At 60.2% G+C, this 25287-nt stretch carries 22 protein-coding genes and 1 pseudogene; 15 read left to right on the top strand and 8 right to left on the bottom strand.

The annotated features are described in order from the left end of the window. Positions 1–74: 74 nt before the first annotated feature. The 7 genes and pseudogenes from GHO41_RS21805 to GHO41_RS21775 form a co-directional block, all read left to right on the top strand. Positions 75–470 (top strand): annotated as a pseudogene (locus tag GHO41_RS21805) (EamA family transporter); the annotation flags it as partial. A 223-nt stretch (positions 471–693) separates the two neighbouring features. Next, complete coding sequence (locus tag GHO41_RS21800) at positions 694–3600, top strand: monovalent cation/H+ antiporter subunit A (protein ID WP_153434627.1); 2907 nt, start codon at positions 694–696, stop codon at positions 3598–3600. Continuing rightward, the gene (locus GHO41_RS21795; protein WP_048369049.1) at positions 3600–3944 is read left to right on the top strand and encodes a Na+/H+ antiporter subunit C; all 345 of its coding nucleotides are present in this window, start codon (positions 3600–3602) and stop codon (positions 3942–3944) included. Before GHO41_RS21800 ends, GHO41_RS21795 begins: the two co-directional genes overlap by 1 nt. Then, positions 3941–5620, top strand: coding sequence for a monovalent cation/H+ antiporter subunit D (locus tag GHO41_RS21790; RefSeq protein ID WP_153434626.1), 1680 nt, complete (start codon positions 3941–3943; stop codon positions 5618–5620). The genes GHO41_RS21795 and GHO41_RS21790 overlap by 4 nt, the downstream gene beginning before the upstream one ends. Further along, a complete protein-coding gene (locus tag GHO41_RS21785) occupies positions 5617–6105 on the top strand; it encodes a Na+/H+ antiporter subunit E (protein WP_153434625.1) in 489 nt (162 codons plus the stop codon). Before GHO41_RS21790 ends, GHO41_RS21785 begins: the two co-directional genes overlap by 4 nt. Next, complete coding sequence (locus tag GHO41_RS21780; RefSeq protein WP_048369046.1) at positions 6102–6380, top strand: K+/H+ antiporter subunit F; 279 nt, start codon at positions 6102–6104, stop codon at positions 6378–6380. Before GHO41_RS21785 ends, GHO41_RS21780 begins: the two co-directional genes overlap by 4 nt. Next, complete coding sequence (locus GHO41_RS21775; RefSeq protein ID WP_048369045.1) at positions 6377–6748, top strand: Na+/H+ antiporter subunit G; 372 nt, start codon at positions 6377–6379, stop codon at positions 6746–6748. Before GHO41_RS21780 ends, GHO41_RS21775 begins: the two co-directional genes overlap by 4 nt. Positions 6749–6830: 82 nt before the next feature. Here the strand turns inward: GHO41_RS21775 and GHO41_RS21770 are convergent, their stop codons facing one another. From GHO41_RS21770 to GHO41_RS21745, 6 genes are all read right to left on the bottom strand, one after another. Next, complete coding sequence (locus GHO41_RS21770; RefSeq protein ID WP_048369100.1) at positions 6831–8321, bottom strand: DASS family sodium-coupled anion symporter; 1491 nt, start codon at positions 8319–8321, stop codon at positions 6831–6833. Between the two features lie 225 nt (positions 8322–8546). Next, positions 8547–9335, bottom strand: coding sequence for an energy transducer TonB (locus GHO41_RS21765; protein WP_153434623.1), 789 nt, complete (start codon positions 9333–9335; stop codon positions 8547–8549). Beyond that, on the bottom strand, positions 9332–9778 hold the full coding sequence (tolR, locus tag GHO41_RS21760) for a protein TolR (RefSeq protein ID WP_153434622.1): 447 nt from the start codon (positions 9776–9778) through the stop codon (positions 9332–9334). Before tolR ends, GHO41_RS21765 begins: the two co-directional genes overlap by 4 nt. Before the next feature lie 14 nt (positions 9779–9792). After that, positions 9793–10503, bottom strand: a complete 711-nt coding sequence (tolQ, locus tag GHO41_RS21755; RefSeq protein WP_048369042.1) for a protein TolQ — start codon at positions 10501–10503, stop codon at positions 9793–9795. 51 nt (positions 10504–10554) lie between these two features. Then, entirely contained in the window at positions 10555–12462 is a 1908-nt protein-coding gene (locus GHO41_RS21750; protein ID WP_153434621.1) for a phytase, read from the bottom strand. Between the two features lie 153 nt (positions 12463–12615). Continuing rightward, positions 12616–15150: a TonB-dependent receptor gene (locus GHO41_RS21745; protein ID WP_153434620.1), complete on the bottom strand. Its 2535-nt coding sequence runs from the start codon at positions 15148–15150 to the stop codon at positions 12616–12618. Between the two features lie 367 nt (positions 15151–15517). Between GHO41_RS21745 and GHO41_RS21740 the strand changes: the two genes are divergently transcribed. Both GHO41_RS21740 and GHO41_RS21735 read left to right on the top strand, forming a co-directional pair. Next, complete coding sequence (locus GHO41_RS21740; protein WP_123748725.1) at positions 15518–16438, top strand: GGDEF domain-containing protein; 921 nt, start codon at positions 15518–15520, stop codon at positions 16436–16438. Beyond that, on the top strand, positions 16435–17469 hold the full coding sequence (locus tag GHO41_RS21735; RefSeq protein WP_153434619.1) for an AraC family transcriptional regulator: 1035 nt from the start codon (positions 16435–16437) through the stop codon (positions 17467–17469). Before GHO41_RS21740 ends, GHO41_RS21735 begins: the two co-directional genes overlap by 4 nt. A 110-nt stretch (positions 17470–17579) precedes the next feature. Here the strand turns inward: GHO41_RS21735 and GHO41_RS21730 are convergent, their stop codons facing one another. Next, positions 17580–18611, bottom strand: coding sequence for an Ldh family oxidoreductase (locus GHO41_RS21730; protein WP_153434618.1), 1032 nt, complete (start codon positions 18609–18611; stop codon positions 17580–17582). A gap of 142 nt (positions 18612–18753) precedes the next feature. Between GHO41_RS21730 and GHO41_RS21725 the strand changes: the two genes are divergently transcribed. The 6 genes from GHO41_RS21725 to GHO41_RS21700 all read left to right on the top strand — a co-directional run bounded on the left by GHO41_RS21725 (position 18754) and on the right by GHO41_RS21700 (position 24017). Next, positions 18754–19629, top strand: a complete 876-nt coding sequence (locus GHO41_RS21725; RefSeq protein WP_048369036.1) for a MurR/RpiR family transcriptional regulator — start codon at positions 18754–18756, stop codon at positions 19627–19629. Between the two features lie 13 nt (positions 19630–19642). Further along, the gene (locus GHO41_RS21720) at positions 19643–20392 is read left to right on the top strand and encodes a transporter substrate-binding domain-containing protein (protein WP_153434617.1); all 750 of its coding nucleotides are present in this window, start codon (positions 19643–19645) and stop codon (positions 20390–20392) included. A gap of 103 nt (positions 20393–20495) precedes the next feature. After that, a complete protein-coding gene (locus GHO41_RS21715; RefSeq protein WP_153434616.1) occupies positions 20496–21215 on the top strand; it encodes an ABC transporter permease in 720 nt (239 codons plus the stop codon). Continuing rightward, entirely contained in the window at positions 21212–21922 is a 711-nt protein-coding gene (locus GHO41_RS21710; RefSeq protein WP_048369033.1) for an ABC transporter permease, read from the top strand. Before GHO41_RS21715 ends, GHO41_RS21710 begins: the two co-directional genes overlap by 4 nt. A gap of 48 nt (positions 21923–21970) precedes the next feature. Next, the gene (locus GHO41_RS21705) at positions 21971–23212 is read left to right on the top strand and encodes an FAD-binding oxidoreductase (RefSeq protein ID WP_153434615.1); all 1242 of its coding nucleotides are present in this window, start codon (positions 21971–21973) and stop codon (positions 23210–23212) included. A 79-nt stretch (positions 23213–23291) separates the two neighbouring features. Next, on the top strand, positions 23292–24017 hold the full coding sequence (locus tag GHO41_RS21700) for an amino acid ABC transporter ATP-binding protein (RefSeq protein WP_082148686.1): 726 nt from the start codon (positions 23292–23294) through the stop codon (positions 24015–24017). Positions 24018–24117: 100 nt separating this feature from the next. Here GHO41_RS21700 and GHO41_RS21695 read toward each other — a convergent pair. After that, the coding region (locus tag GHO41_RS21695; protein ID WP_153434614.1) for an MFS transporter at positions 24118–25287 on the bottom strand (1170 nt) is incomplete at its 5' end.

Raw genomic sequence — 25287 nt, 5'->3', positions numbered from 1 at the left:
GCAAGCGCTTGGGCTGGAAGACGCCGTACGAAGTGCATACAGGGGTGAGCGTTGCACTTATGTGTTGAATTCAGGCCGGCAAAGTCGATGTGCGACGGGTGACCGTGGTGCAACTCGCCACCGCGTCTATTCTGTCCTTCTTGATGGTGGTGCCGAGCGGCGAGGCTATCCCTGACTTCTCTTGGCTGTTGCTGATCAGCGCGGTGGGCCTGGGGGCTGCGAGCGCGATTATTCAAGTGGCGATGAACTGGGCACAAAAGAGTGTTTCACCGACCCGCGCCACGCTTATTTACGCCGGTGAGCCGGTATGGGCTGGCATCGTCGGCCGTATCGCCGGAGAGCGTTTACCCGGCATCGCATTGCTCGGTGCGCTATTGATTGTTGCAGCGGTGATCGTTAGTGAGTTAAAAACAAAAGGTAAAACGCCCAGCGAGTCGGATGAAAAGCAAGGTAACCAAGCCTGCGAGTGATGCTTTTGCACCCCATTCACCCGGTTAAACCTCATCATCTGGCATGACTCGCCCCCACGTATGGGGGCGATGCGCGCATCACGCAAGCGGGTCAATAAGGAAGAGACCCGGCTCGTTGTTAAAGTTTTGCACACATTTTGTAGGATTCATCTACAGATACGTTGTTGGTGATCGTCAAGTCGCCACGTATGATCGTTCGCAAACTCCTGCAGATTAGAAGCCTATGTCCCTGATAGTTCTACTGCTTCTGCCATTTATTGGCAGCTGTCTGGCGGCTGTTTTGCCGCACAACGCACGTAACAGTGAATCACTGCTGGCCGGTTTGATTGCTCTGATCGGCTTAGTTCAAGTTGCCCTGCTCTATCCACAAATCGCCCATGGTGGGGTGATTCGTGAAGAGTTCATGTGGCTGCCGAGTATCGGCCTCAATTTTGTCCTGCGCATGGACGGGTTTGCCTGGCTGTTCTCGATTCTGGTCCTGGGCATTGGCGCGCTGGTGTCTCTGTACGCCCGTTATTACATGTCACCCGAAGACCCGGTGCCGCGCTTCTTCTCGTTTTTCCTGGCGTTTATGGGCGCGATGCTCGGCCTGGTGATTTCGGGCAACTTGATCCAGATCGTATTTTTCTGGGAGCTGACCAGCCTCTTCTCGTTCCTGCTGATCGGCTATTGGCATCACCGCTCCGACGCCCGACGCGGCGCCTATATGGCGCTGATGGTCACTGGCGCCGGTGGCTTGTGCCTGCTGGCGGGGGTCATGCTGCTCGGCCATGTTGTCGGCAGCTATGATCTGGACGTCGTGCTGGCCGCAGGCGACCAGATTAAAGCTCACAGTCTTTACCCCATTCTATTGCCGCTGATTCTCATCGGCGCCCTTAGCAAAAGTGCACAATTCCCGTTTCATTTCTGGTTGCCCCATGCCATGGCGGCGCCGACTCCGGTTTCGGCTTATTTGCACTCGGCAACCATGGTCAAGGCCGGGGTGTTCCTGTTGGCGCGCCTGTGGTCGCCCCTGTCCGGCACCGAAGAATGGTTCTGGATTGTCAGCGGCGCCGGGGCCTGCACCCTGGTGCTCGGCGCGTACTGCGCAATGTTTCAAAACGATCTCAAGGGCCTGCTGGCCTATTCAACCATCAGCCACCTGGGCCTGATTACCCTGCTGCTGGGCCTTAACAGCCCGCTAGCGGCCGTGGCGGCGGTGTTCCATATTCTCAACCACGCCACCTTCAAGGCCTCGCTGTTCATGGCGGCCGGGATCATCGACCACGAAACCGGCACGCGGGATATTCGCAAGCTCAGTGGCCTGTTCAAACTGATGCCCTACACCGCCACGCTGGCGATGGTGGCCAGTGCGTCGATGGCCGGTGTGCCGTTGCTCAACGGCTTCTTGTCGAAAGAAATGTTCTTCGCCGAAACGGTGTTCATCAACTCCACGGCCTGGGTCGAAATTGCCCTGCCTGTCATCGCCACCATTGGCGGTACGTTTAGCGTGGCCTACGCGCTGCGCTTTACCGTGGATGTGTTCTTCGGCCCGCCTGCCACTGACCTGCCGCACACCCCGCACGAGCCGCCGCGCTGGATGCGGGCGCCGGTAGAATTGTTGGTGTTTACCTGCCTGATGGTTGGTATCTTCCCGGCCCACACTGTCGGCCCGCTGCTTGCCGCGGCCGCGCAACCGGTGGTGGGGGGCGAGCTGCCCGAATACAGCCTGGCCATCTGGCACGGCCTGAATGCCCCGATGATCATGAGCCTGATCGCCATGTCCGGCGGTATCGTGCTGTACGTGTTGTTGCGCAAGCAGCTCAAGCTTGAGCGCTTCCCGCTGCCGCCGCTGATCAAGTACTTCAACGGCAAGCGTTTCTTCGAACGCAGCATGGTGGTGATCATGCGCCGGGCGCGGCGTGTCGAGCGGCGCGTGAGCACCTTGCGCCTGCAAACCCAGTTGTTCCTGCTGGTACTGGCGGCGGTGGTTGCCGGGCTGATCCCGATGCTCTACAGCGGCTTGAGCTGGGGCGACCGGCCGAACATTCCGGGCTCCATTGTGTTTGTGACCTTGTGGCTGCTGGCAATTGCCTGTGCCATCGGTGCCGCCTGGCAAGCCAAGTATCACCGTCTGGCCGCTTTGACCATGGTCAGTGTGTGCGGCTTGATGACCTGCGTGACCTTCGTCTGGTTCTCGGCGCCGGACCTGGCCTTGACCCAATTGGTGGTTGAGGTGGTGACCACGGTGCTCATCCTGTTGGGCCTGCGCTGGCTGCCACGGCGGATCGAAGAAGTCTCGCCGTTGCCTGGCACCCTGAACAAAGCCCGTATTCGTCGTCTGCGCGACTTGCTGTTGTCGATCGCCGTCGGCGGCGGCATGGCGGTGCTGTCGTATGCCATGTTGACCCGGCAAACCCCGAACCACATCTCTTCGTTCTTCCTCAGCCGTGCGTTGCCCGAAGGCGGCGGTACCAACGTGGTGAACGTGATGCTGGTGGACTTCCGCGGTTTCGACACCCTGGGGGAAATCACCGTACTGGCCGCCGTGGCCCTGACCGTGTTCGCTCTGCTGCGCCGGTTCCGCCCGCCCAAAGAAAGCATGCAATTGCCTGCCCAGCAGCGCTTGCTGGCCAAAGACGTGGTCACCGACCTGGTGAACCCGCGCAGCGCCAGCGACACCGCCCTGGGCTTCATGATGGTGCCTGCGGTGCTGGTGCGTTTGCTGTTGCCGATTGCGTTTATGGTCTCGATGTACCTGTTTATGCGCGGTCACAATCAGCCTGGCGGTGGTTTCGTCGCAGGCTTGGTGATGTCGGTGGCGTTCATCCTGCAATACATGGTGGCCGGCACGCAGTGGGTCGAGGCACAAATGAGCCTGCGGCCGCTGCGCTGGATGGGTACCGGGTTGCTCTGTGCAACGTTGACCGGGCTGGGCTCGCTGCTCTGGGGTTACCCGTTCCTGACCACCCATACCGCGCATTTCAGCTTGCCGGTGCTGGGTGAGATTCACGTGGCCAGTGCGCTGTTTTTTGACATTGGTGTGTTTGCCGTTGTGGTCGGCGCCACGCTGCTGATTCTCACAGCGCTGGCTCACCAATCGGTACGAGCCCATCGTCCCGCCCTCCAATCCAAGACGGGAGCTGCCTGATGGAAGAAGTTATCGCTATTGCTATCGGGGTGCTTGCCGCCTCTGGTACCTGGCTGATCCTGCGCCCTCGAACCTTTCAGGTGGTGATGGGCCTGTGCTTGCTGTCGTACGGGGTCAACCTGTTTATTTTCAGCATGGGCAGCCTGTTTATCGGCAAGGAGCCGGTGATCAAAGAAGGCGTACCGCAAGACTTGCTCAACTACACCGACCCTTTGCCGCAGGCACTGGTGTTGACCGCCATCGTCATCAGTTTTGCCATGACCGCGCTGTTTCTGGTGGTCTTGCTGGCCTCTCGCGGCCTGACCGGTACCGACCATGTGGATGGCCGGGAGCCTAAAGAATGAATTTGATGCCGCATTTGATAGTCGCGCCCATCCTGCTACCGCTGTTAACCGCTGCGTGCATGCTGTTGCTGGGCGAAAAACATCGCCCGCTCAAAGCCCGTATCAACCTCGGCTCGACCCTGCTCGGGTTGTGCATTTCGATCACCTTGCTGCTCTGGACGCAACAAAACGGCAGCCCGGCCTCGATTGGCGTGTACCTGCCGAGCAACTGGCAAGTGCCGTTCGGCATTGTGCTGGTGGTGGATCGCTTGTCGGCGCTGATGCTGGTGCTCACCGGGGTAATCGCCAGTTGCGCGCTGATGTTCGCCATGGCCCGCTGGGACCGCGCCGGTTCCAGCTTCCATGCGCTGTTCCAGATCCAGTTGATGGGGTTGTATGGCGCTTTCCTGACCGCCGACCTGTTCAACCTGTTCGTGTTTTTCGAAGTGTTGCTGGCGGCCTCTTACGGCCTGATGCTGCACGGTTCGGGCAAAGCACGGGTGTCGTCAGGTCTGCATTACATCGCGATCAACCTGCTGGCTTCGTCACTGTTCCTGATTGGTGCGGCGTTGATTTATGGCGTCACCGGCACGCTGAACATGGCCGACTTGGCGTTCAAAATCCCCTTGGTGCCCGAAGCCGATCGTGGCCTGCTGCACGCCGGTGCGGCCATTCTGGCCATCGCCTTCCTGGCAAAGGCCGGCATGTGGCCGCTTAACTTCTGGCTGGTGCCCGCCTACTCCTCGGCCAGCGCCCCGGTAGCGGCGCTGTTCGCGATTATGACCAAGGTCGGGATCTACACCGTATTGCGCCTGTGGACGCTGCTGTTCTCGGGCCAGGCCGGGGCGTCGGCCTACTTTGGCAGCGACTGGCTGATCTACGGCGGCATGGCAACCATTGTCTGCGCCGCCATTGCCATCCTCGCGGCCCAGCGCCTGGAGCGCATGGCCAGCCTGAGCATTCTGGTGTCGGCCGGCATTCTGTTGTCGGCAGTGGGCTTTGCCCAACCCAATCTGATTGCAGCGGCTCTGTTTTATCTGGTCAGTTCTACGTTGGCATTGAGTGCGCTGTTCTTGCTGGCCGAGCTCATTGAACGTTCACGCTCATCCAGCGAGACGCTGTACGAAGAAGATGCTGAAGCATTACCTTCCATCGTTGAGCCGCCCCCGCGCGGGACCAACCTGGACGACGAGCAAAACGTCGTGGTCGGGCAGATCATTCCGTGGGCGATGGCATTTCTGGGCTTGAGCTTTATCGCCTGTGCCCTGCTGATTATTGGCATGCCGCCGCTGTCCGGGTTTATCGGCAAGCTCAGCTTGCTCAACGCGCTGCTGAACCCGGCCGGGCTGGGCAACGATATAAACGCCCCGGTGTCTACCGCCGCTTGGTGCTTGCTGGCTCTGTTGATTCTGTCCGGGCTGGCTTCTTTGATCGCCTTCTCGCGCATGGGCATCCAGCGCTTTTGGACGCCGCTGGAGCGGCCATCACCGATAATGCGTCGCCTTGAGTGCGTGCCCATCGTAGTGCTGCTGGCGCTGTGCGTGGTCCTGACGGTCAAGGCCGAGCCGCTGTTGCGCTTTACCCAGGCCGCCGCCGAGACCTTGAGCAACCCTGAGCGTTATGTGCAGGCGGTGCTGGAGTCTCGCCCTGTGCCTGGCCCCACAGCCAAAGCGGCGTTGCAGGAGGTGCAGCCATGAAGCGTTTATTCCCGGCACCGTGGTTGTCCCTGGCGTTGTGGGCACTGTGGTTGTTGCTCAACTTGTCATTGAGCGCGGGCAATCTGTTGCTCGGTGCAGCGTTGGGCTTTTTGGCGCCGATCATGTTCGCGCCTCTGCGGCCCCTGCCGATTCACATCCACCGTCCGGGTGTGATCCTCAAGTTGTTCATTTTGGTGGGGCGTGACGTGATCATGTCCAACATCGCCGTGGCCTGGGGCGTGCTCAATGCTGGCAAGCGCCCGCCACGCTCGCGGTTCATCAAAATCCCCCTCGACCTGCGTGACGCCAACGGCCTCGCGGCCTTGTCGATGATTACCACAGTAGTGCCGGGTACGGTCTGGTCCGAACTGGCGCTGGACCGCAGCGTGCTGTTGTTGCACGTCTTTGACCTGGATGACGAAGCGCAATTTATCGAGCACTTCAAAACGGCTTACGAGCGCCCCTTGATGGAGATCTTTGAATGAGTGCCCTGCTCTCCAATGCCATCCTGATCAGCCTGTTTTTCTTTAGCTTGGCGATGGTGCTGACCGTGGTCCGCCTGTTTAAAGGCCCTTCGGCCCAGGACCGGGTTCTGGCGCTGGACTACCTGTACATCGTGGCCATGCTGATGATGCTGGTGTTGGGCATACGATATGCCAGTGACACCTACTTCGAGGCCGCCTTGCTGATCGCCCTGTTCGGGTTTGTCGGCTCGTTTGCGCTGGCCAAGTTCCTGCTGCGTGGGGAGGTAATTGAATGAATTCCGTCAGCGAGCTGTCGCTCTGGATCGAGATACCGGTGGCCGTGCTGCTGGTGGTCAGCAGCCTGTTTGCGCTGTTTGGTGCCATCGGGATGCTGCGCCTCAAGGACTTTTTCCAGCGCATGCACCCGCCTGCACTGGCTTCAACCCTTGGCGCCTGGTGCGTGGCACTGGCCTCGATTGTGTACTTCTCGGCACTTAAATCCACACCGGTCTTGCACGCCTGGCTGATCCCGATTCTGCTGGCGATTACCGTGCCGGTGACCACCCTGCTGCTGGCCCGCACATCATTGTTTCGCAAACGCATGGCCGGTGAGGATGTACCCGCCGAAGTCAGCAGCGGCGGGCGCAGCGAAGGTGGTAGCTAAATCCCCCCTGTAGGAGCGAGCTTGCCTCGCGATCTTTTAACGATCAAAAGATCGCGAGACAAGCTCGCTCCTACAGGTGGGGTTACATCCAGCCCAGCCAGCTCCAGTACGTCGCGCCAAACAGCAACATCAGCAGGTAACCCACCACAGTGACTATCAAGCCGACCTTGGCAAATTGCTTGGCGGTGAAGGTTTGTGTGCCCAGGCACACCATGTTTTGCGGGGCGTTGATGGGCAGGATAAAGCCGTAGCTCACCACAAAGCCCAGCAACATGGTCATGCCCAAGCGGCTGAATTCACCCGGCAAGGTCTGCAAGACCGCAATCAGAATGGGCAGCAAGGCCGATGTCAGCGCCGTCGCACTGGCAAAGCCCAGGTGAATCAAAATCAGAAACGCCCCCAGAATCGCAAAAATCCCCAGTGGCCCTACCTGATCCAGCCCGGTGTTATGCACCACCTGCCCGCCCAGCCATTGCCCCGCCTGGGTGGTCAGCAACGCCGTCCCCAGGCTGATCCCCACGCCGAACACAATCACCGTGCCCCACGGGATACGCGACTGCACGTCCTTCCAGGTCATTACCCCGTAACGCGGCAGCAACAGGATCACCAACCCGGCGTAGGTAATGGAGGTGGTGTCGAAGCTGTGCAACTTGCCTTCCGTGGCCCAGCCCAGCAACAGCGCGATGGAAACCGCCATCAGGCGTTTCTGCGGCCCGGTCATGGGGCCCAGTTCGGCCAGTGATTTTTCCACGGCTTCTTTACCGCCCGGGATGCTGTCGCTTTCCGGCGGGAGCATTTTCAGCACCACAAACAGCAACACCGCCGACATGATGATGGCCCACGGCGCACCGGCGATCAGCCAGTCGAGCCAATTGACCCGTTCGCCGAGCATCTTGTCCATAAATCCGACCGTCAGCAGGTTTTGCGCGGCGGCGGTTTGAATGCCGACGTTCCAGATACTGGTGCCCTGCGCCACCACAATCATGATCCCGGCGGCGATGTTGGAGCGCTTGTCGACGCCAAACGCCAGAATCACCCCCATCATGATCGGCACCACACATGCACTGCGCGCCGTGGCGCTGGGCACCACCAGGCTGAGCAGAATGGTCACCGCAATCGCACCGATCAAAATGCGCCGAGTGCTGGTGCCGATGCGTGACAGGGTCACCAGCGCGATGCGCCGATCCAGCCCGGTGTGGGTCATGGCCGCCGCAATAAACAGCGCGCCGGCCACCAGCGCCAGTGCGGCATTGGAAAACCCGGTGAGGGCCATGGTGATCCCGGCGTTGGTGCCGTAGATTTTCGACGGGTCGGCCAAGGTGGGTGCCATGCCAATCAAAAACGCCATCAGCGACGTGATCATGATGGCGCTGGCTTCGTATGACACCGCTTCGGTGATCCACACCACCACGGCAAACACCAGAATCGCCAACATCCGGTGCCCGGCGACCGGCAAGTCGGCGGGCAACGGCATCATCAAAACGCCCACCATCGCCACAATGGCGATGACCAGACCTATGGGTAACTTAACTTTCGCCGTTGCCGGCGGCGGGGTCGTAGCGGGCGCGTTCACGGCCATCTCCTTGTGCTTGAAAACGCATGCAGCATAGGTCAAGGACGCGGGTTTCGCGTTGATGCTTGTCAGGTATTTATTGAAGCTCACACCAAAAACTGTGGGAGCGGGCTTGCTCGCGATGGTCGTTAACGATGACGCTTCTTTGCCGGGCAAATGAGGCGCACTGAAGAGCATCGCGAGCAAGCCCGCTCCCACCCTTGAGCCGTGTTGCTCTTAGATGAGTCAGCGGATTTTATAGTGAAACGTATTGCGCACCCCCGGCACTGTCACTGCCTGACCATCGACGATGCGCGGCTGATAGCGAAACGTTGCCGCCGCCACCAATGACGGGCGAATAAACGCCGGGTGGCAGTCACCGACCACTTTGGGGCTTTCGACCTTGCCCTGCGGCGTCACCGAATACTCAACCGTGCAATCGCCCTCAATGCCTTTGTCCAGCGCGCGCTGCGGGTAGTCCGGGGCCTGTTTGCTGATCGGCAAGTATTGCCGCACATCCGCAGCCGCAGCCGCTTGTTGTGCACGCCTGGCGTTATCCGCTGCCACACGGGCTTGCTGTGCAGCGGCTTCAGCCGCCACTTGCTGACGTTGCATCTCGGCCTGCTCGGCGCGTTGTAGCGCCATTTTTTGCTGCTCTTCTTTGAGCTGCTTTTGCTCCTCTACCCGTTTACGTGCCAACGCCGCCTGTTCCAGTTTGCGTGCTTGTATCTGCGGGTCCGGCTTGACCACTTCGGGTTTGGTTTCGACCACCGGCGGCGGCACTACCACCGGCTGTGGTGCGGGTTCAGGCGGCGCCAGCACAGGTTCCGCGGGCATAATCACCAAGCGGGTTTTCAAGGTGCTCGGCGCGGGCGCGGCCATGTCGTGTTCCATGCTCCAGCCCAGCACTAAAAACGCAATCACCGCACTGTGCAACGCAACCGTGACCGCCACCGCCTGGCTGTTGTGCCAGAGCCGGGTCCAGGGCAGCGGCCGGGCCTCAACGTGCCCGGCACTCATCAACGCGGCACTCATTGTGGAGCCTCTGTGACCAGCCCCAGGTTGGTCACGCCGCCTTGTTGCAAGGCCGCCATGGCTTTGACCACGCTGCCGTAACCGGCGTCGTTGTCGGCACGAATATACACCTGGGTGTCGCCGTCTTGCGCCACCACCTGGCCGATTTTGGCTTGCAGCTCTTCAAGGCTGACGGCGCTGTCGGTCTGGTTTTTGGTGTCCAGTTCGCTGCCCAGGTTCCAGTAGTAGCCGCCATCGGCCTTGACCGACAAGGTGAGAATTTTCTGCTGGGAGTCATTGGCCAACGCTTCACTGGCGACTTTGGGCAGGTCGATTTTGACGCCCTGGGTCAACATCGGCGCAGTCACCATAAAAATCACCAGCAGCACCAACATCACGTCGATATAGGGCACTACGTTCATTTCGGCCTTGGGCCCGTGTTTGCGCTGTGGTCGAGCAAGCATCTTCAAACTCCCTGTTAAGCGGCGGCGGCCATGTTCCGTGAACCTGCGTGAAAGCCACGGTACAAGCGCATTTGCAGTTCATTGCCGAGGCTGTAATAGCGGGTCAGCAGGGTTTGCCCACGGGACGAGAAACGGTTGTAGGCGATGACCGCCGGGATCGCGGCAAACAAGCCAATCGCGGTGGCGATCAAGGCTTCGGCAATGCCCGGTGCCACAGTCGACAACGTGGCCTGCTGCACCTGGGACAAACCGATAAAGGAGTTCATGATCCCCCACACGGTGCCAAACAGGCCGATATACGGGCTGACCGAGCCAACGGTGGCCAGAAATTGCAGACCTTTTTCGAGGCGGATTTCCTGCTCGGTAATGGCCACGTACAGCGAGCGTTCAATGCCTTGCATCAGCCCGTCAGCATCAATGCCCGGCTGCTGGCGAAGCTGCGCGTATTCGCTGTAGGCCGCGACAAACACCTGCTCGGCCCCGGCATCCGGGTTGCTGGCGTCGCGGCTTTCACGGTACAGCGCGCCCAGGTCACCCGGCGCCCGCAAGCGCTGGGTAAAGCTCTCAATGTCACGCTCGCTGCGGCGCAGGATGGCACTACGACGCACAATCAAGAACCAGCTCAATACCGAGGCCGCGAGCAGTATCAACATCACGCCTTTCACCAGCAGGCTGGCATCGTTGATCAGACCCCAAATGGTCATGTGTTCCATGGTTGCTTGCATGTTGTAACTCCTGATGACTGTTGATTTAAATACACCCCCCGTGTGACCGGGTTATGGCAGGCGCAAGGCTTTGGCCACTTCGCTCCACGGGATGTACTTGAAGTTCTGGGCCTGCTCGGGCATCCGTTTGCGGCCGTCTTGCACCACCAGCATGCCTTTGCTCCACGGCCCGCCGAGGTTGGCTGAGGTCACGTCCAGGCCATCGGTTTCGGAGGTGCCGTCAATCCCGGCTTCGGCGTTCACGCCTACCCGGAAGGCACCGCGCAGGGCAAACGGCGGCTCGGCATCGACCACCACGTAGCTGTCATTGCCCTGGCTTGAGATCACCAGGTAGTTGTCTTTTTCGGTCTGGTACAGCGCCAGCCCTTCGATGTCGTCATGCACCTGCTCACCGACCTTGATCACGCTGGTCAACGTGGCGGGCTGATCCGGGCGCGCATCCACGGCCCACACCGCCACATCTTCTTCGCCCAAAAACAGACGTTGGCGCTGGTCGTCAGCGACGCAACCTTCAGGCTGGGTCGGCACCTTGAACTGGCGTACCAGCTCGCCTTGCACCTGGTCACCCTTGGCAAACAGACGGTGCTGCACAAAAGTCCCGTCCTTGTCGTTGGCGAAGCTGTAGATCTCGCCCGACGGCGCCTTGAACAGGCACAGCCCGTAGATGTCTTTAACCGGCGTGGCGATCTCGCCCACGGCTGTCAACTGGCCCGAGGCGCGATCAATGCTGAATACGCTCAAGCTGTTGTGATCGCGGTTGGTGGCGACCGCCAGGTCAACGGTGCGTGACCCCAAAGTGAACCCCGGACGCACATCGACGTTGTTCAGGCGCCCTACCGGCAAGTGCTGCACGCGCTTGCCTTGTAAGTCGTACACCTCAAGCCCTTGTTGTTTGTTGGTGCCCAGCACGCGGCTCTGCACCGGATTTTTGGGGTTGACCCAAATCGCCGGGTCGTCGGCGGCATCGCCCTGGCTCATCACCACGTCGGTCTGCACCAGCGGCTTGACCACCGGCAGCACGGGCGGCAGAGCCACCGGCGTGGCTTTCCAGTTGAGGACGCCTTCGAACAGACGATTGGTCGCGCCGTCCTGCACCAGTACATCCAGCCCTTTGGCGGTTTCACGCAGGGCCAGATGCTCAGGCTCGGTCACACCGTCAAGCGCCAGGCTGGCCACTGGCGACCAGCGCTTGCCTTGCTGTTGATAGAGGTTCAATTGCGCGGCTTCAGGGTCCAGCCCGAGCACACCACCGGGCACCACCGCCATGGCCCCGGCGGCCTTTTTAACGTTGCCGAAGGGCTCGACGATGGCCACCGGCGAACGCTCAACGTCAGACTCGGCATGGGCCGGATATGCCCACCAGCCGACGTTTTCTTCGTTGACGAACAGTTGCTGCGCCGCATCCTCGACCTGGCAGAACTTGGCTTGCGGCGGCATTGGCAGGCTGCGCACCAACAACGGTGCGGCCAGTTGTTTGCTGTCCGCCGCCACCAGCCATTGCTCACCCTTGCCCTCTTCACCCACGGTAAACAGGTACACATTGCTCGCCTGATCGCGGTACAGGCACACGCCATTTACCGCGTAGTCACGTTTGGGCAGGTAGGTCGGTGTCTGCCACTCGCGGGTTTTCGGGTCCAGGCTGAACAACGCGACTTGCTGCTTGGCCTTGTCCTGGCTGGCCACCAGTACGTTGTCGCCCAGGGGGCGACTGTCCAGCCCGGCGAACGAACCGGCGATCTGGCTCAGGGTTTTGCCTTGCGCATCGAGCAGCCGCAGACCCTCGCGTTTGCTCACGGTCAGGCGATCATTGCCGGTCGGCAAATAACTCAGCGCCTGGGCTTTGCCCGTGCCCCAGGGTTGCAGGGTGGGTGCGCTGATTGCCGCCGCCTGTGCGCTGCCTGCGGCCAGGCATACCAGCAAAGGTAAAAGCCGCGGTGGGTGTTTGAACATAAAGGTCATGGGTCAACAGTCCGTTAAAGGGTAAATGTGTAGTCGCTGCCAAGGTACGAAGGCTGCGATGAGGTCCGCTGAAGTCCGCAGTGCACTCACAGGAACGGGTTGCGGTGCAACCCTTCGCAGCCTTCGGCAGCGACTACAGAAAACGCCAATGCTTTAAAAATGGGTGAAGGTCAGGCCTACAGAGTAGGTGGGGCCGTACTCTTCGTACTGGTTGTTGTAGCGGCTGTTGCCGCTGTAGACGAAGTACGGCTGGTCGGTCAGGTTCTGCGCGTCAAAGCTCACTTGCAGGTTTTTGGTCAGCGAGTAACGCGCGCTGAAGTCCACAAAGGTCTGCGCAGCCACATGGGTGTCGTGGGCTTTGTCGTTGACCCCCGCCAGCTCATAGAGGTAGGCCGATTTGTAGTTGGCTGACAGGCGCACGCTGAGCTTGTCGTCTTCCCAGCCGAGCATCAGGTTACCGACGGTGTTGGACTGGCTCGGCAAGTCAATATCGCGCTTGAGGGTTTGCCCGGACGCGGCGTCGTAGCCTTTAATGCTGGCGTTGGAGCGGCTGAAGGTGGTGTTCGCGCCGACAATCACGCCGTTCCAGGGCGCAGGCAACCAGTCGAATTTCTGCGAGTAGGCCAGTTCCAGGCCGTACAGCTTGGCGTTGTCGCCGTTGGCATAGGAATGCGCCTCGGTGAAGTCGCGCCACGCGCCCGTACCGGCAAGGTCATTGTTGTAGACGAAATTTTTAATGTCTTTGTAAAACAGGAACGCCGACACCGTACCGGCCTGCCCCATGAAGTGCTCAATGCCCAGGTCGAAGTTGCTCGACTCCAGGGGTTTGAGGTTCGGGTTGCCGAATTCAGCCTTGTCATCTTCGATCACAAAGCCCGGCGCCAGTTGGCCGAAGGTCGGGCGCACCACCGCGTTGGTCCAGGCGGCACGCACCTGGGTGTTTTTCGCCAACTGGTAACGCGCATGCAGGCCCGGCAACCAGTGGTGGTAGTCGCGCTTGGTGTCCTGGGCTTCATACACACCGTTGCGGATGCCCGTGCCCTTGGCGTCGAACTCGGTGCCTTCGTAGCGCAGGCCGGCGATAAAGCGCCAGTCGTCGATGTCTACGGTGTTCATCAGGTACGCCGAGTTGATGTCTTCGTGCATGGTGAAGTCATTCACCCGCGACCCCTGCTCGTTGTAGAACTTGTCGCGATTCAGCCCGCCGATCAGGTCTTTGATCGCCCCTGCGCTGATGCCCGGACCATAACGGCCGAGGGCGTAATCCAGCTCGCCCTTGCTGAAGCGATCGAGGTTCAACTGATCATCGCTGAAACCCAGCTTCGAAAAGTTTTTGTAGGTCCAGGCTTCGGTGTCGTTGTCTTTGCTGCGGCGGCTGACTTTGCCGCCAAACTTGAACTGCGAGGCGTAGCCGTCCACGTCGTAGTCGCGTGCCAGGTCGAGGCGGATGTTCTTTTCTTTGTCTTTGGTGATTTCTTTCTTCACGTCGACTTTGTCGAGGATGAAGTTGGCCGGGTCATAAAAACCCGCGCCGATGATCGGCCGGGGCTTTTCCGAGTCGTACCAGCCGCTGTCGGGGAAGCTTGAAATGCTTTTGAAAGTCGCCCCGGCAATGCCCGCCGGGCTGTCTTCGCTGGACTCGCTGTAACCGGCCTGCCCGCTCAGGGTCCACAGGCCCATGCTGCGCTCGCCGCCGAACACGTAAGACTGGATTTCCTGAGTCTCGTCGCGCTGCTTGAGTTTGCGCTTGGCTTTGGCCTTGCCCAATTCGCCTTCGGCTTGCGGGTTGGCGTATTCAATTGAGTCCGAGTTGCGGATCTCGCTGTCTTTGAAGCGGCTGTACAGCGTGCGCAGGTAGAGTTTGGTGTCGTCGTCGGGCTTGTAGTCGAAGTTCAGGCCGCCCCCGGAGCGCTCGCGACTGATGTCGTACACCCGCTGCTCGAAGCTGTTGAGTTTGGCACCGTCGGTAAAGTCCCAGGCACCGGCTGTTTCGACGTTGTCCGAGCCAAAATCGCGCTTGTTCCAGCTCAGGGCTGCCGCCACACCGAAGTTGTCGATGCCGTCGCCGAGGCTGAAGCGATCACTGATGGCGCCCGACACTTTGGGGCTGGTTTGGTGAGTGTTCTTGTTGTAACCGGCCTGGGTGGTGGCGGTGTAGAACAGGCCGTCGTGGTCAAAGGCCGACAAGCTTTCGACGTCGACCGTGCCGCCCAGCGAGTTGGCGTCCATGTCCGGGGTCAGGGTTTTGATCACCGACAGCGACTGCACCAACTCAGAGGGCAACACGTCCAGAGCAACGGCGCGGCGTTTGCTTTCAGGGGACGGCACCAGCGTGCCGTTGATGGTCACGCTGTTCAGGTCCGGGCCCAGGCCGCGCACGCTGACGAAGCGGCCTTCGCCCTGATCGCGTTCGATGCTGATGCCCGGCAGGCGCTGTACGGCTTCAGCGACGTTGGCGTCCGGCAACTGCGCGACGCCATCGGCATGGACCACACTTTGGATGGTGTCCGAATTGCGTTGCTGCTTGAGCGCCTTGTCCAGGCTTACGGCCTGCCCGACCACTTCAACGTGTTCAGTGGCACCGGCGACCGAAGCCTCGGCGGCGCTCAAGCGTTCGCTGGCAATGGCCATGGCCAATGCACTGAACGTAAAGCCGACCCATTGCGTCTTGCTGCGACCCTTGTACATGTTTGCTCTCCCCCAATTCGCGCTTAAGGCCAGGCAAATGGCCCGACAACTTGGGAGCGAACGCTAGGGGTGCTCAATGACAGTGCCGTGACAGTGCCCGGCACACACCCCGGAAATAGAGGCTTTTAGGGGGGTATTCAGCGCCGGATGAGCTGATTTGACCTTTTTCAGCCCAAGACCCTGTAGGAGCGAGCTTGCCTCGCGAGCTTTTAAACCATCAAAAGATCGCGAGGCAAGCTCGCTCCTACACACTTCATATCAACGATTTTGGGCAGGACCCTTGAGCTGATTCGACCCTCACACCTCGTAACATCGCTGTCACAGAGCTCTGTTCTGCTGGCCTGCATTACGTTTGGGTAGACCCGTCATGACTTGGCTCAACATCCTTAAGCATCATCGCTGGAAACTCGGGTTGCTGGTTCTGGCCGCCAATATCGGCGTGCTGCTGAACCTGGCGTTCGGCACGCCCAAGGCCTTTCACGAATGGCAGTGGCTGGACATCATCGGCGAAGGCGGCACCGCGCTGTTTGTGCTGCTGTGGCTGGTGCTGGTGCTTAAAAGCCGCCCCACTGGGCGGGTCACCAATTACCTGTCGATCGGCCTGTGCTGCATCTTCTTTTCCTGGTGGATGGACGTTCTCGACGAATTTATCCGCCTGCCCAAGCACCTGGGCTGGAACCACTGGCTCGAATCCGGGCCGATGCCGGTCGGGATGATTCTGCTGACCCTCGGCCTGTACCACTGGCACCGTGAACAGCAAGCCATCAACCAGCAGATGGAAAAGCGCGAACGCGTTTTTCGCGAGCATCGCCTGTTCGACAAACTCACCCCGCTGGGCGGTGCCGATTACCTCAAGCGTCAGGTCAGCGACTGCATGGCGCAGAGTCTTGAGCAGCAACAACCGCTGTCGTTGCTGGCTCTGGATATCGACGATTTCGCCTCGCTCAATCAGCACTATGGCCACGCGGAAGGCGACGCAGTGCTGCAAGCCTTGAGTCAGCTGTTGCTGCTCAATCTACGCCGCCACGACCTGCTCTGCCGCTTGGCCGGAGACCGCTTTGTGGTGCTGCTGCCAAACACCGGCGAAAGCCAGGCGCGGTTACTGGCTCTGGAGCTGCAACAGGCCGTGCAGAGCCTTGCGCACAAAACCCGCCAGCATGGCGAGCGGGTCTATTTGTCGGCCAGCACGGCGGTGGTCATGGCCTTCAACGAAGCCCCCGATGAATTGCTCAAACGCTTGAACCTCGCCCTGGCGCGGGCCAAACCGGTACGGAGCAAACGGGCATGAGCCTCGACAGCCGCTGGTATGAAGCCGACACACGCTTCATACCCGGACACTACCAACCCGCAACCCTGATTGACCTGGCGTTGTCCCGCGACATCGACAGCCATCGGCTGCTGCGCGGCACCGGCTTGTTCTATGACGACATCGTCGGCGGCAATACGCGCCTGAGCCCACAACAGTTCTTCGGCCTGATCGCTAATGCCCAGCGCTTGTTGGGGGCCGATGACAGCAGTTTTCTGTTCGGTCAACGCTTGTTGCCGGGGCACTACGGCCCGGCCAGCCATGCCCTGCAACAGGCGCAAAACCTGCATCAGGCGCTGGAAACCGTCATCCACCACCGGGCGCTGCTCAGCCCTTTGCTGACGCCACGGCTGTTGCTGGATGAGCGCTATGCGTATGTGTATTGGCTTGACAGTTGCGGCGCCCAAGAGCAATTGCGCTTTGTCCAGGAAGCCAGCATGACCGCTTTCAAATCCATGAGCCAATGGCTCAGCGGCGAGCGCTTGCCGTGGGAATGCAGCTTCAGCTACCCCGAGCCGCGCTACGTGGAGCAGTACTGGGTGCACTTGGGCGAAAACACCCAGTTCGGGGGCCAGCTCGACCTGATGCGCCTGCCCCGCGAATACCTGACCCAACCGTGGCCAAACACCTCGGCGATTGCCCGGCAAGTCGCACACCAGCAAGCACAAAGCCAATTGCACGAGCTTGGCTTCAGCGCAAGCTTGCTTGACCGGTTGTACGTGCACCTGCGCGATCAGGCGCAACGCGCCCCGGGGCTGGAAGAAGTGGCCCAGCATTTTGCGATGAGCCAGGCCACTCTCAAGCGCAAACTGAGCAAACACGGCACGCACTTTCAGGCCCAGCAAGACCAGGCGCGTAAACACGTGGCGCTGTACCTGTATCAGATCAAGGGGTTCAGCAACGAGGCGGTGGCCGAATACCTGAACTTCAACGACCCGGCCAACTTCCGCAGGGCGTTGAAACGCTGGACCGGCTGCACACCGAATTTGATCCGAAAATTCATGACCTTGTAAAAACCCTGTGGGAGCGGGCTTGCTCGCGATTGGGGCGACTCGGTTAGTCTGATAAACCCGGTCGATCCCATCGCGAGCAAGCCCGCTCCCACGGTTTTAATGCATCGGGGTTATTCAGCCAATGCGCGCAGTTTGGCCAACTCTTCTACGCCCAATGGGATACCCGCCTCCAGGGATTTGGCGCGTTCGATAAAGCGTCGGTCACCCGGCATGCGCTCAAGGCCCACGGCGTGCATCTGCCGTACCAGTTCGGCACTGCGCTGGGCGAAGCTGTTACCACCGGATTTGCTCGGGTCAATGACGATCAGCAACTGGCCGGTCCACGGGGTTTGCGCACCCGGATGTTTTTTCCAGTCGAATTCAAACGAGAAGTTGCCACCCGTCAACGCCGCCGCCAGCAACTCGACCATCATCGACAGCGCCGAGCCTTTGTGCCCACCAAACGGCAGCAAGGCTCCGCCGTCGAGGATGGCTTTCGGGTCTTCAGTTGGCTCGCCCTGCTTGTCAACGCCCATGCCCGCTGGCAACAGGTGACCTTTGCGTGCAGCGATCTGTACGTCGCCGTGGGCAATGGCGCTGGTGGCCAGGTCGAAAACGATAGGGCTGGCGCCTTCACGGGGCGCAGCGAAGGCGATCGGGTTGGTGCCAAACAACGGTTTTTGCGCACCGTGCGGCACTACGCAGGTCATGCTGTTGACCACGGTCAAGGCCACCAGGCCTTCTTCGGCAAACGGCTCAACATCGGGCCACAACGCCGCGAAGTGGTGCGAGTTGCGAATCGCCAGCACGGCAATCCCGGCGCTGCGGGCCTTTTCAACCAGCAGCTCGCGGGCAGCCGCCAAGGCTGGTTGGGCAAAGCCATTGGCGGCGTCCACGCGGATAAAACCGGAGGCCACGTCTTCAACCTTGGGGACGGCCTGACCATCGACCCAGTTGCTCGCCAGCGACGCCAGATACCCCGGAATGCGGAACACCCCGTGGCTGTAAGAACCGTCGCGCTGAGCCCGGGCACAGTTGTCGGCCAATACCTGCGCCACAGCGCGGGAGGTGCCATGACGCTCAAAAATCTGTTGCAGCAAAGCGGTCAGTTCGCTCAGGGAAAGCGACTCGGTGGCCGGTGTGGCGGTGACGGGCTGGGACATTAGGGGGCTCCGATCTCGTTGTTATTGTCGAGTTATGACGGTAAAGCACTATCCTGCGATGACAGTTCTCTGTCAATTCTTGACTTAATGACAGAAAACATTCACTTTCTCCACCGCGCTGAAACAAGAACAGGAAGCAGCCGTGAGTCAGTCCATTAAACAACGCCTTGAAAGCAGTCTGTCTACCGCCGCGCCTTCGGGCCGGGCGATTGCCAGTTATATGCTGGCGAACCTCTACGAACTGCCGTTTCAGACCGCCGCCGACATTGCCGCCAAGCTGGGTGTCAGCGAGTCCAGCGTTGGGCGTTTCTGCCGTGCGCTGGGTTACAGCCATTTCAAAGAACTGAAAAACGATCTCAAGGACGACCTCGGCGATGGCCCGTGGCTGGTCGGAGATCGCCTGCAAGAATTCCGCCAGCAATCAAGCCAAAGCCCGCAGGCATTGCCGCGCAGCTTTGAGCTGGAAGTCGCAGCGCTGGTCAAGGTTTACGAATACAGCCTGACCCCCGCCTGGCAAACCGTCAGCCAGCGCCTGGCGACCCGGCGCAAAGTGTTTGTCGCAGGGTTCCAGACCGAGCGCGGGATCGCCGCCTCCATGGTGCATTTGCTGCAATACCTGCGTGATGGCGTGCAATTGGTCGATGGCGCTGCCGGGCATTACGCCGATGTGTTGCTGTGCCCGGCCGACGATTGCGCGCTGGTGGTGTTTGAAGCCCGCCGGTATTCGCGCCACGCCCAGCAACTGTGCCGCAAGGCACGTGAAGCGGGCATCCCGGTCACGCTGGTGACCGATACCTTTTGCGACTGGGCCGATGCCTGCGCCGATGAAGTGTTTCGCGTACCGACCGAATTCAACCTGTTCTGGGAATCCACCGCAGCCATGCTGTCGCTGGTGCACCTGCTCATCAATGAAGTGTGCAAACAACTGGGGCCTGACGTTGAGAAGCGTCTTGAGGCAACCGCGGCCTTACACAATGAGTTCGTGGGTTACACATCCTCACCCGGATCAAAACAATAAAACGAGGTGCTAGATGAACAACGTCCTTCGCTTTGCCAGTGCTTGTGCAATGGTGTTCGCGGTCGCGGCCAACGCCCAGGCAGACAAACTGACCATCGCCACAGAAGGCGCTTATCCACCGTTCAACTACGTTGATTCGGACAACAAACTGCACGGTTTCGACGTCGATATCACCGAAGAGCTGTGCAAGCGCATGGACGCCCAGTGCACCATCGTGGCCCAGGACTGGGACGGGATCATTGCCGGTTTGATGGCCAAAAAGTACGACGCCATTGTCGCCTCGATGATCGTCAACGAAGAGCGCAAAAAGAAAATCGCGTTCACCAACCACTACTACCGCACCCCGCTGTCCATCGCCGTGGCCAAAGATTCGGACATCACCGATGCCCAGTCTGACTTCGCCGGCAAGACTGTGGGCGCACAAAGCGCCGCCACGCAAAGCCTGTACGCCGAGTCACACTACAAAAAAGCCGACATCAAGCTGTACCCGACCCTGGACGAAGCCAACGCCGACTTGGATAACGGTCGTGTCGACGTGGTGATTGCCGATAAATTCCCGTTGCTGGAGTGGGTCAATAAAACCGGCAAGGACTGCTGCAAAATCATTGGTGACGTTGACGGCACCCTGGATGACGCCGCCATTGCCGTGCGCCAAAACGATGACGCCCTGCGTGAACGCTTTAACAAAGCGCTGGACGAAATCGTCGCCGACGGCACCTATAAAAAGATCTCGAGCAAGTACTTCGACTTCGACATCTACTAAGTCTTTCGCCCTCGATTGAGGGCCTCCCTGCCGATGACCCTGCCCTGCGCGCCCATGGTGCGCAGTGGCTGACCTTCGCCTTTTTTTGACCGGGGACTCGAGCATGCTCGAACAACTTTCACTTCTCTCATTTGCCAGTGGCGGCTGGGGTTCAGCGCTGCTGGCCGGTTCGCTGGTGACCATTGCCCTGGCCTTGAGCTGCCTGCCCATCGGTTTGCCGCTGGGGCTGCTGGTGGCCGTCGCAGCACGCTCGAAAAACCGCTGGGTACGTGCCTGGGCCACGACCTTTTCCACGGTGTTCCGGGGCTTGCCGGAACTGCTGACGCTGCTGATCATTTACTACGGCTGCCAGATCGCTGCGCAAAAGATCCTTGAGGCCATGGGGTATGACGTGCAGTTCACGATCAATACCTTTGTTGCCGCCATGATTGCCTTCAGCCTGGTGTTTGCCGCGTTCTCCAGCGAGATCTGGCTGGGTGCGTTCAAGACCATCCCTAAAGGGCAATACGAAGCCGCCTCGGCGCTGGGCCTGTCGAAGTTCACTACCTTTCGCAAAGTAGCGCTGCCGCAACTGGCGCGCATCGCCCTGCCCGGCCTGTCGAACAACTGGCTGTCGCTGCTCAAGGACACCTCGCTGGTCTCAACCATCGCCCTGGTCGACCTGATGCGCCAAACCAACCTGGCGGTCAGCGTGACCAAAGACCCGATGCTGTTCTACACCGTTGCGTGCTTTATCTACCTGTTTTTCTCGGCGATTTCCGGGCGTCTGTTCGCCTTTATGGAACGCTACTTCAACCGCCACATACGGAGCGTGCAGTCATGAGCCTGGCGGATCTGCAAAACATGATTCTCGACCCCGAATTGCTCGAACGCTTCGCCCCGCGCTTTATTGACGGGCTGCTGGTGACCGCCAAGCTGGTGGCGATTTCATTCACCCTCGGCGCGTTGCTGGGCTTGTTGATTGCGCTGGGGCGTTTGTCCAGCAATCGCCTGCTGCGTAACTTCACCGGCGCCTATGTGTACTTCTTCCGTGGTTCGCCGCTGCTGGCGCAGTTGTTCTTGCTGTATTACGGCCTCGGTTCGTTCAAGAGCTTTTGGCAAGACATCGGCTTGTGGTGGTTCTTCCGCGATGCCTGGCTGTGCACCCTGCTGGCCTTTACCTTGAACACGGCGGCGTATCAGGCCGAGATTCTGCGCGGCAGCATCATGTCAGTCGCCCAGGGCCAGCGTGAAGCGTGCAAGGCACTGAACCTGTCGCGCTGGACCACCTTTCGCAAGGTCATCCTGCCGCAGTCGTTGCTGGTAGCAATCGGCCCGCTGGGCAACGAACTGATCCTGATGATCAAAGCCAGCGCCATCGCCTCTCTGGTAACCATTTATGACCTGATGGGCGTGACCAAAATGGTCTTTGCCCGCACGTTCGATTTCCAGGTGTACCTGTGGGCCGCCGTGCTGTACCTGCTGATCGTCGAGATCGTGCGCCGCACCCTCAAATTTATCGAAGGCCGCCTCAGCCGCCATCTGCAGTAAGCCCATTGTTCGGGCTGCACAATCGGCCCCTGTTTTAAGGATTTGTTTATGCATTGCGACACTCTCGTTCTGGGAGCCGGCATTGTCGGCGTCAGTACCGCGTTGCAACTCCAGGCCCGCGGACGCAACGTTGTCTTGCTCGACCGCGACCAACCGGGCAGCGGCACAAGCCACGGCAATGCCGGGCTGATCGAGCGCGCCAGCGTGATCCCGTATTCGTTCCCGCGTGAAATTTCCCGCTTGCTGCGTTACGGGCTCAATCAGCAGCCCGATGTGCGTTACAGCCTCAAGCACCTGCCCAAAGCCGGGCCGTGGCTGATGCAGTACTGGCAGCAGTCCGGCAGCAAAGGCCTGGCCAAAGCCACTGAAGCGATGCTGCCGCTGATTGAAAAGTGCGTGAGTGAACACGACCTGCTGGCAGAACCTGCGGGCATGACCGGGCTGATTCAGGACAGCGGCTGGGTCGAGGTGTATCGCACCCCGGCAGACTTCGACAAAGCCCAGCGTGACGCGGCGGCCTTGGGCCGGTTCAAGCTCAATTACCGCGTACTCGACAAGCAACAGGTGCACGCCCTTGAACCAGGCCTGCACAGCGACGTGCTGGGCGGCATTCACTGGCTCGATCCCAAGACCGTCAGCGACCCCGGCGGCTTGACCCGCGGTTACGCCGAGCTGTTTGTGCAGCGCGGCGGCCGCTTTGTGATCGGCGACGCCAACAGCTTGCGAGCGACCGCCGGGCAATGGCAGGTCGAGAGCCAAAAAGGCTTGATTGTGGCCAATGAAGTGGTGGTTGCGCTGGGCCCACAGGCCCGGGGGATTTTCGAACCGCTGGGCTATCGCATCCCCTTGGCGATCAAGCGTGGTTACCACATGCACTACGCCGCCAAAGACGGCCACACCATGCAGCACCCGATCCTCGATTCAATCGGCGGCTACGTGTTGGCGCCTATGGTCGGCGGTATTCGCCTGACCACCGGCATCGAATTTGCCGACAGCGATGACCCGATCAATGAAATCCAGCTGCGCCGCTGTGAAGAACGCGCCCAACGCCTGTACCCACTCGGCCCGCGTGTCGATGCCGAGCCGTGGCTGGGGCGCCGCCCGTGCCTGCCCGACATGTGCCCGGTGATCGGCCCGGCCAGTCTCCACAAAGGCTTGTGGTTCAACTTTGGGCATGCCCATCACGGCCTCACCCTGGGCCCGGTCAGCGGGCGCCTGCTGGCAGAAATGATGACCGGCGAAACACCTTTTACCGACCCGACTCCCTACAGCGCCGAGCGCTTTAACTGATCGTTGGAGACACACTATGCAAGCTCATTCTGCTTACGTTCATAACCCCGTGTCGCCATCGACTGACACCCGCAAGGTGGTGGTGGATATCTCGGGCCTGAACAAGTACTACAGCGCGTTCCATGTACTCAAAGGCATCGACCTGAAAGTGCACGAAGGCGAGCGTATCGTCCTGTGCGGCCCGTCCGGTTCAGGCAAATCGACCTTGATCCGCTGCATCAACCGCCTCGAAATCGCTGAAAAAGGCCAGATCCTGGTCAACAGTACCGACCTGTCACAGCCCAGCCGTGAAGCGGCCAAAGTGCGCAGCGAAATCGGCATGGTGTTCCAGCACTTCAACCTGTTCCCGCACATGAGCGTGCTCGACAACTGCATTCTGGCGCCGATGTCGGTGCGCGGGTTGCCGCGTAAAAAAGCCGTGGAACTGGCCCAGCACTTTCTGGAGAAAGTCGGCATTGCCAGCCAGGCCGACAAATACCCGAGCCAGCTCTCTGGTGGCCAGCAACAGCGCGTGGCGATTGCCCGGGCGCTGTGCATGGAACCCAAGATCATGCTGTTTGATGAACCCACCTCGGCCCTGGACCCGGAAATGGTCAGCGAAGTGCTGGACGTGATGGTCAAACTGGCAGGCAGCGGCATGACCATGCTGTGCGTGACCCACGAAATGGGCTTTGCCCGGCAAGTGGCCGAGCGGGTGTTGTTTCTCGATGGCGGCATGATCATCGAAGACTCCCCGCCCGAAGACTTCTTCAACGCCCCGAAAAGCCCAAGGGCCAAAGCGTTCCTTGCGCAGATCGTGCATTGATCGAATGATCGGTTGATCGTCGTAGCGATGAAGTCCGCGCAGATCGTGCATTGATCCTCTGTAGTCGCTGCCGCAGGCTGCGATGAAGTCCGCGAGGACTTCAAGGAAACGGAGTGCTTCGCACTCCTTCGCAGCCTGCGGCAGCGACTACGGGGGTTTCGCGCAAAAACCACAGGATCAGCAGGGCAACTGCCATGGTCAGGGCGGCCAGCCCGTAAAGCAGCACCTGAAACGCTTGCAGGTAGGCTGCGCCCAGCACGGCCTGCTCCAGCCCTTGGGCCACACCCGCGGCCTGGCTCAGGTCGCCCGTTGCCAGGTACTGCGCCGCCCCCGCGCTTTGGCTGGGCAAATGGCGTTGAATCAATACCGCCAGCAGCGCGCTGACAATCGCCAACGAGATCCCCTCGCCCGCAACACGGGTGGTGCCAAAGATACCGGTCGCCATGCCCGCACGTTCCTTGGGCACGACGCTCACCGACAACCCGTCCATCAAGCCCCACGGCAACCCCGTACCGATGCCGATCACCAGCAGCGGGACGACCCATTCGAGCGTCGGCTGATTGATCCCCACCCGGCTCAGCAGCAGTAACCCGGCCGCCGCGATCAACAAACCCGCTGCCGACAACACCCGCGCCGAGGCCCAGTGGGTCAGCACACCTGCCAGATAAGGCACGATCAGCATCGGCGCCGACAAGGCAATCATCAGCAACCCGGTGTCGGTTGCACTGCGCCCTTCGATGCCAATCAAACGGACCGGCAGCAACACCAGCAGCACCACAAAACAAAAACAGGTGGCCACTGGCAGCAATTGCACGCCGACAAAACGCGAGTAACGGAACAGTGACAGGTCGAGCATAGGCCGCGTCACCCGCCGTTCTATACGCACAAACGCCAGCACGCAAACCAGCGCCCCGAGCAACATGCCGATCACCGGCGCGCTGTTCCAGCCCGTACTCGGTACCAGCAATATGCCCCAGGTAAACAGCACCAATGCGGCGGTGAAACTCACAGTGCCTTTAGCGTCCAGCTTGCTGGCGTGCGGGTCTTTGGACTCGTGCATCATCGGGATCGCCATCAACAATGCCAGCCCGCCGATTAACGCGCCTGAGACAAACACCGCGCGCCAGCCGATATGCTCGATCAGCACCCCGGCCAGAATCGGCCCCAGCGCCAGGCCGACGCCAAAGCTGGTGCCCAGCAGGCTGAATGCCTTGGTTTGACTGCGCCCTTCGAACGTATTGGCCAAGGCCGCACTGCCGCCCGCCAAGGC

This window comes from Pseudomonas sp. FSL R10-0399, assembly GCF_009600165.1.
Lineage (GTDB): Bacteria > Pseudomonadota > Gammaproteobacteria > Pseudomonadales > Pseudomonadaceae > Aquipseudomonas > Aquipseudomonas helleri.
Note: the sequence above shows the minus strand (reverse complement) of the source record. Positions and strands in the feature narration are given on the sequence as shown.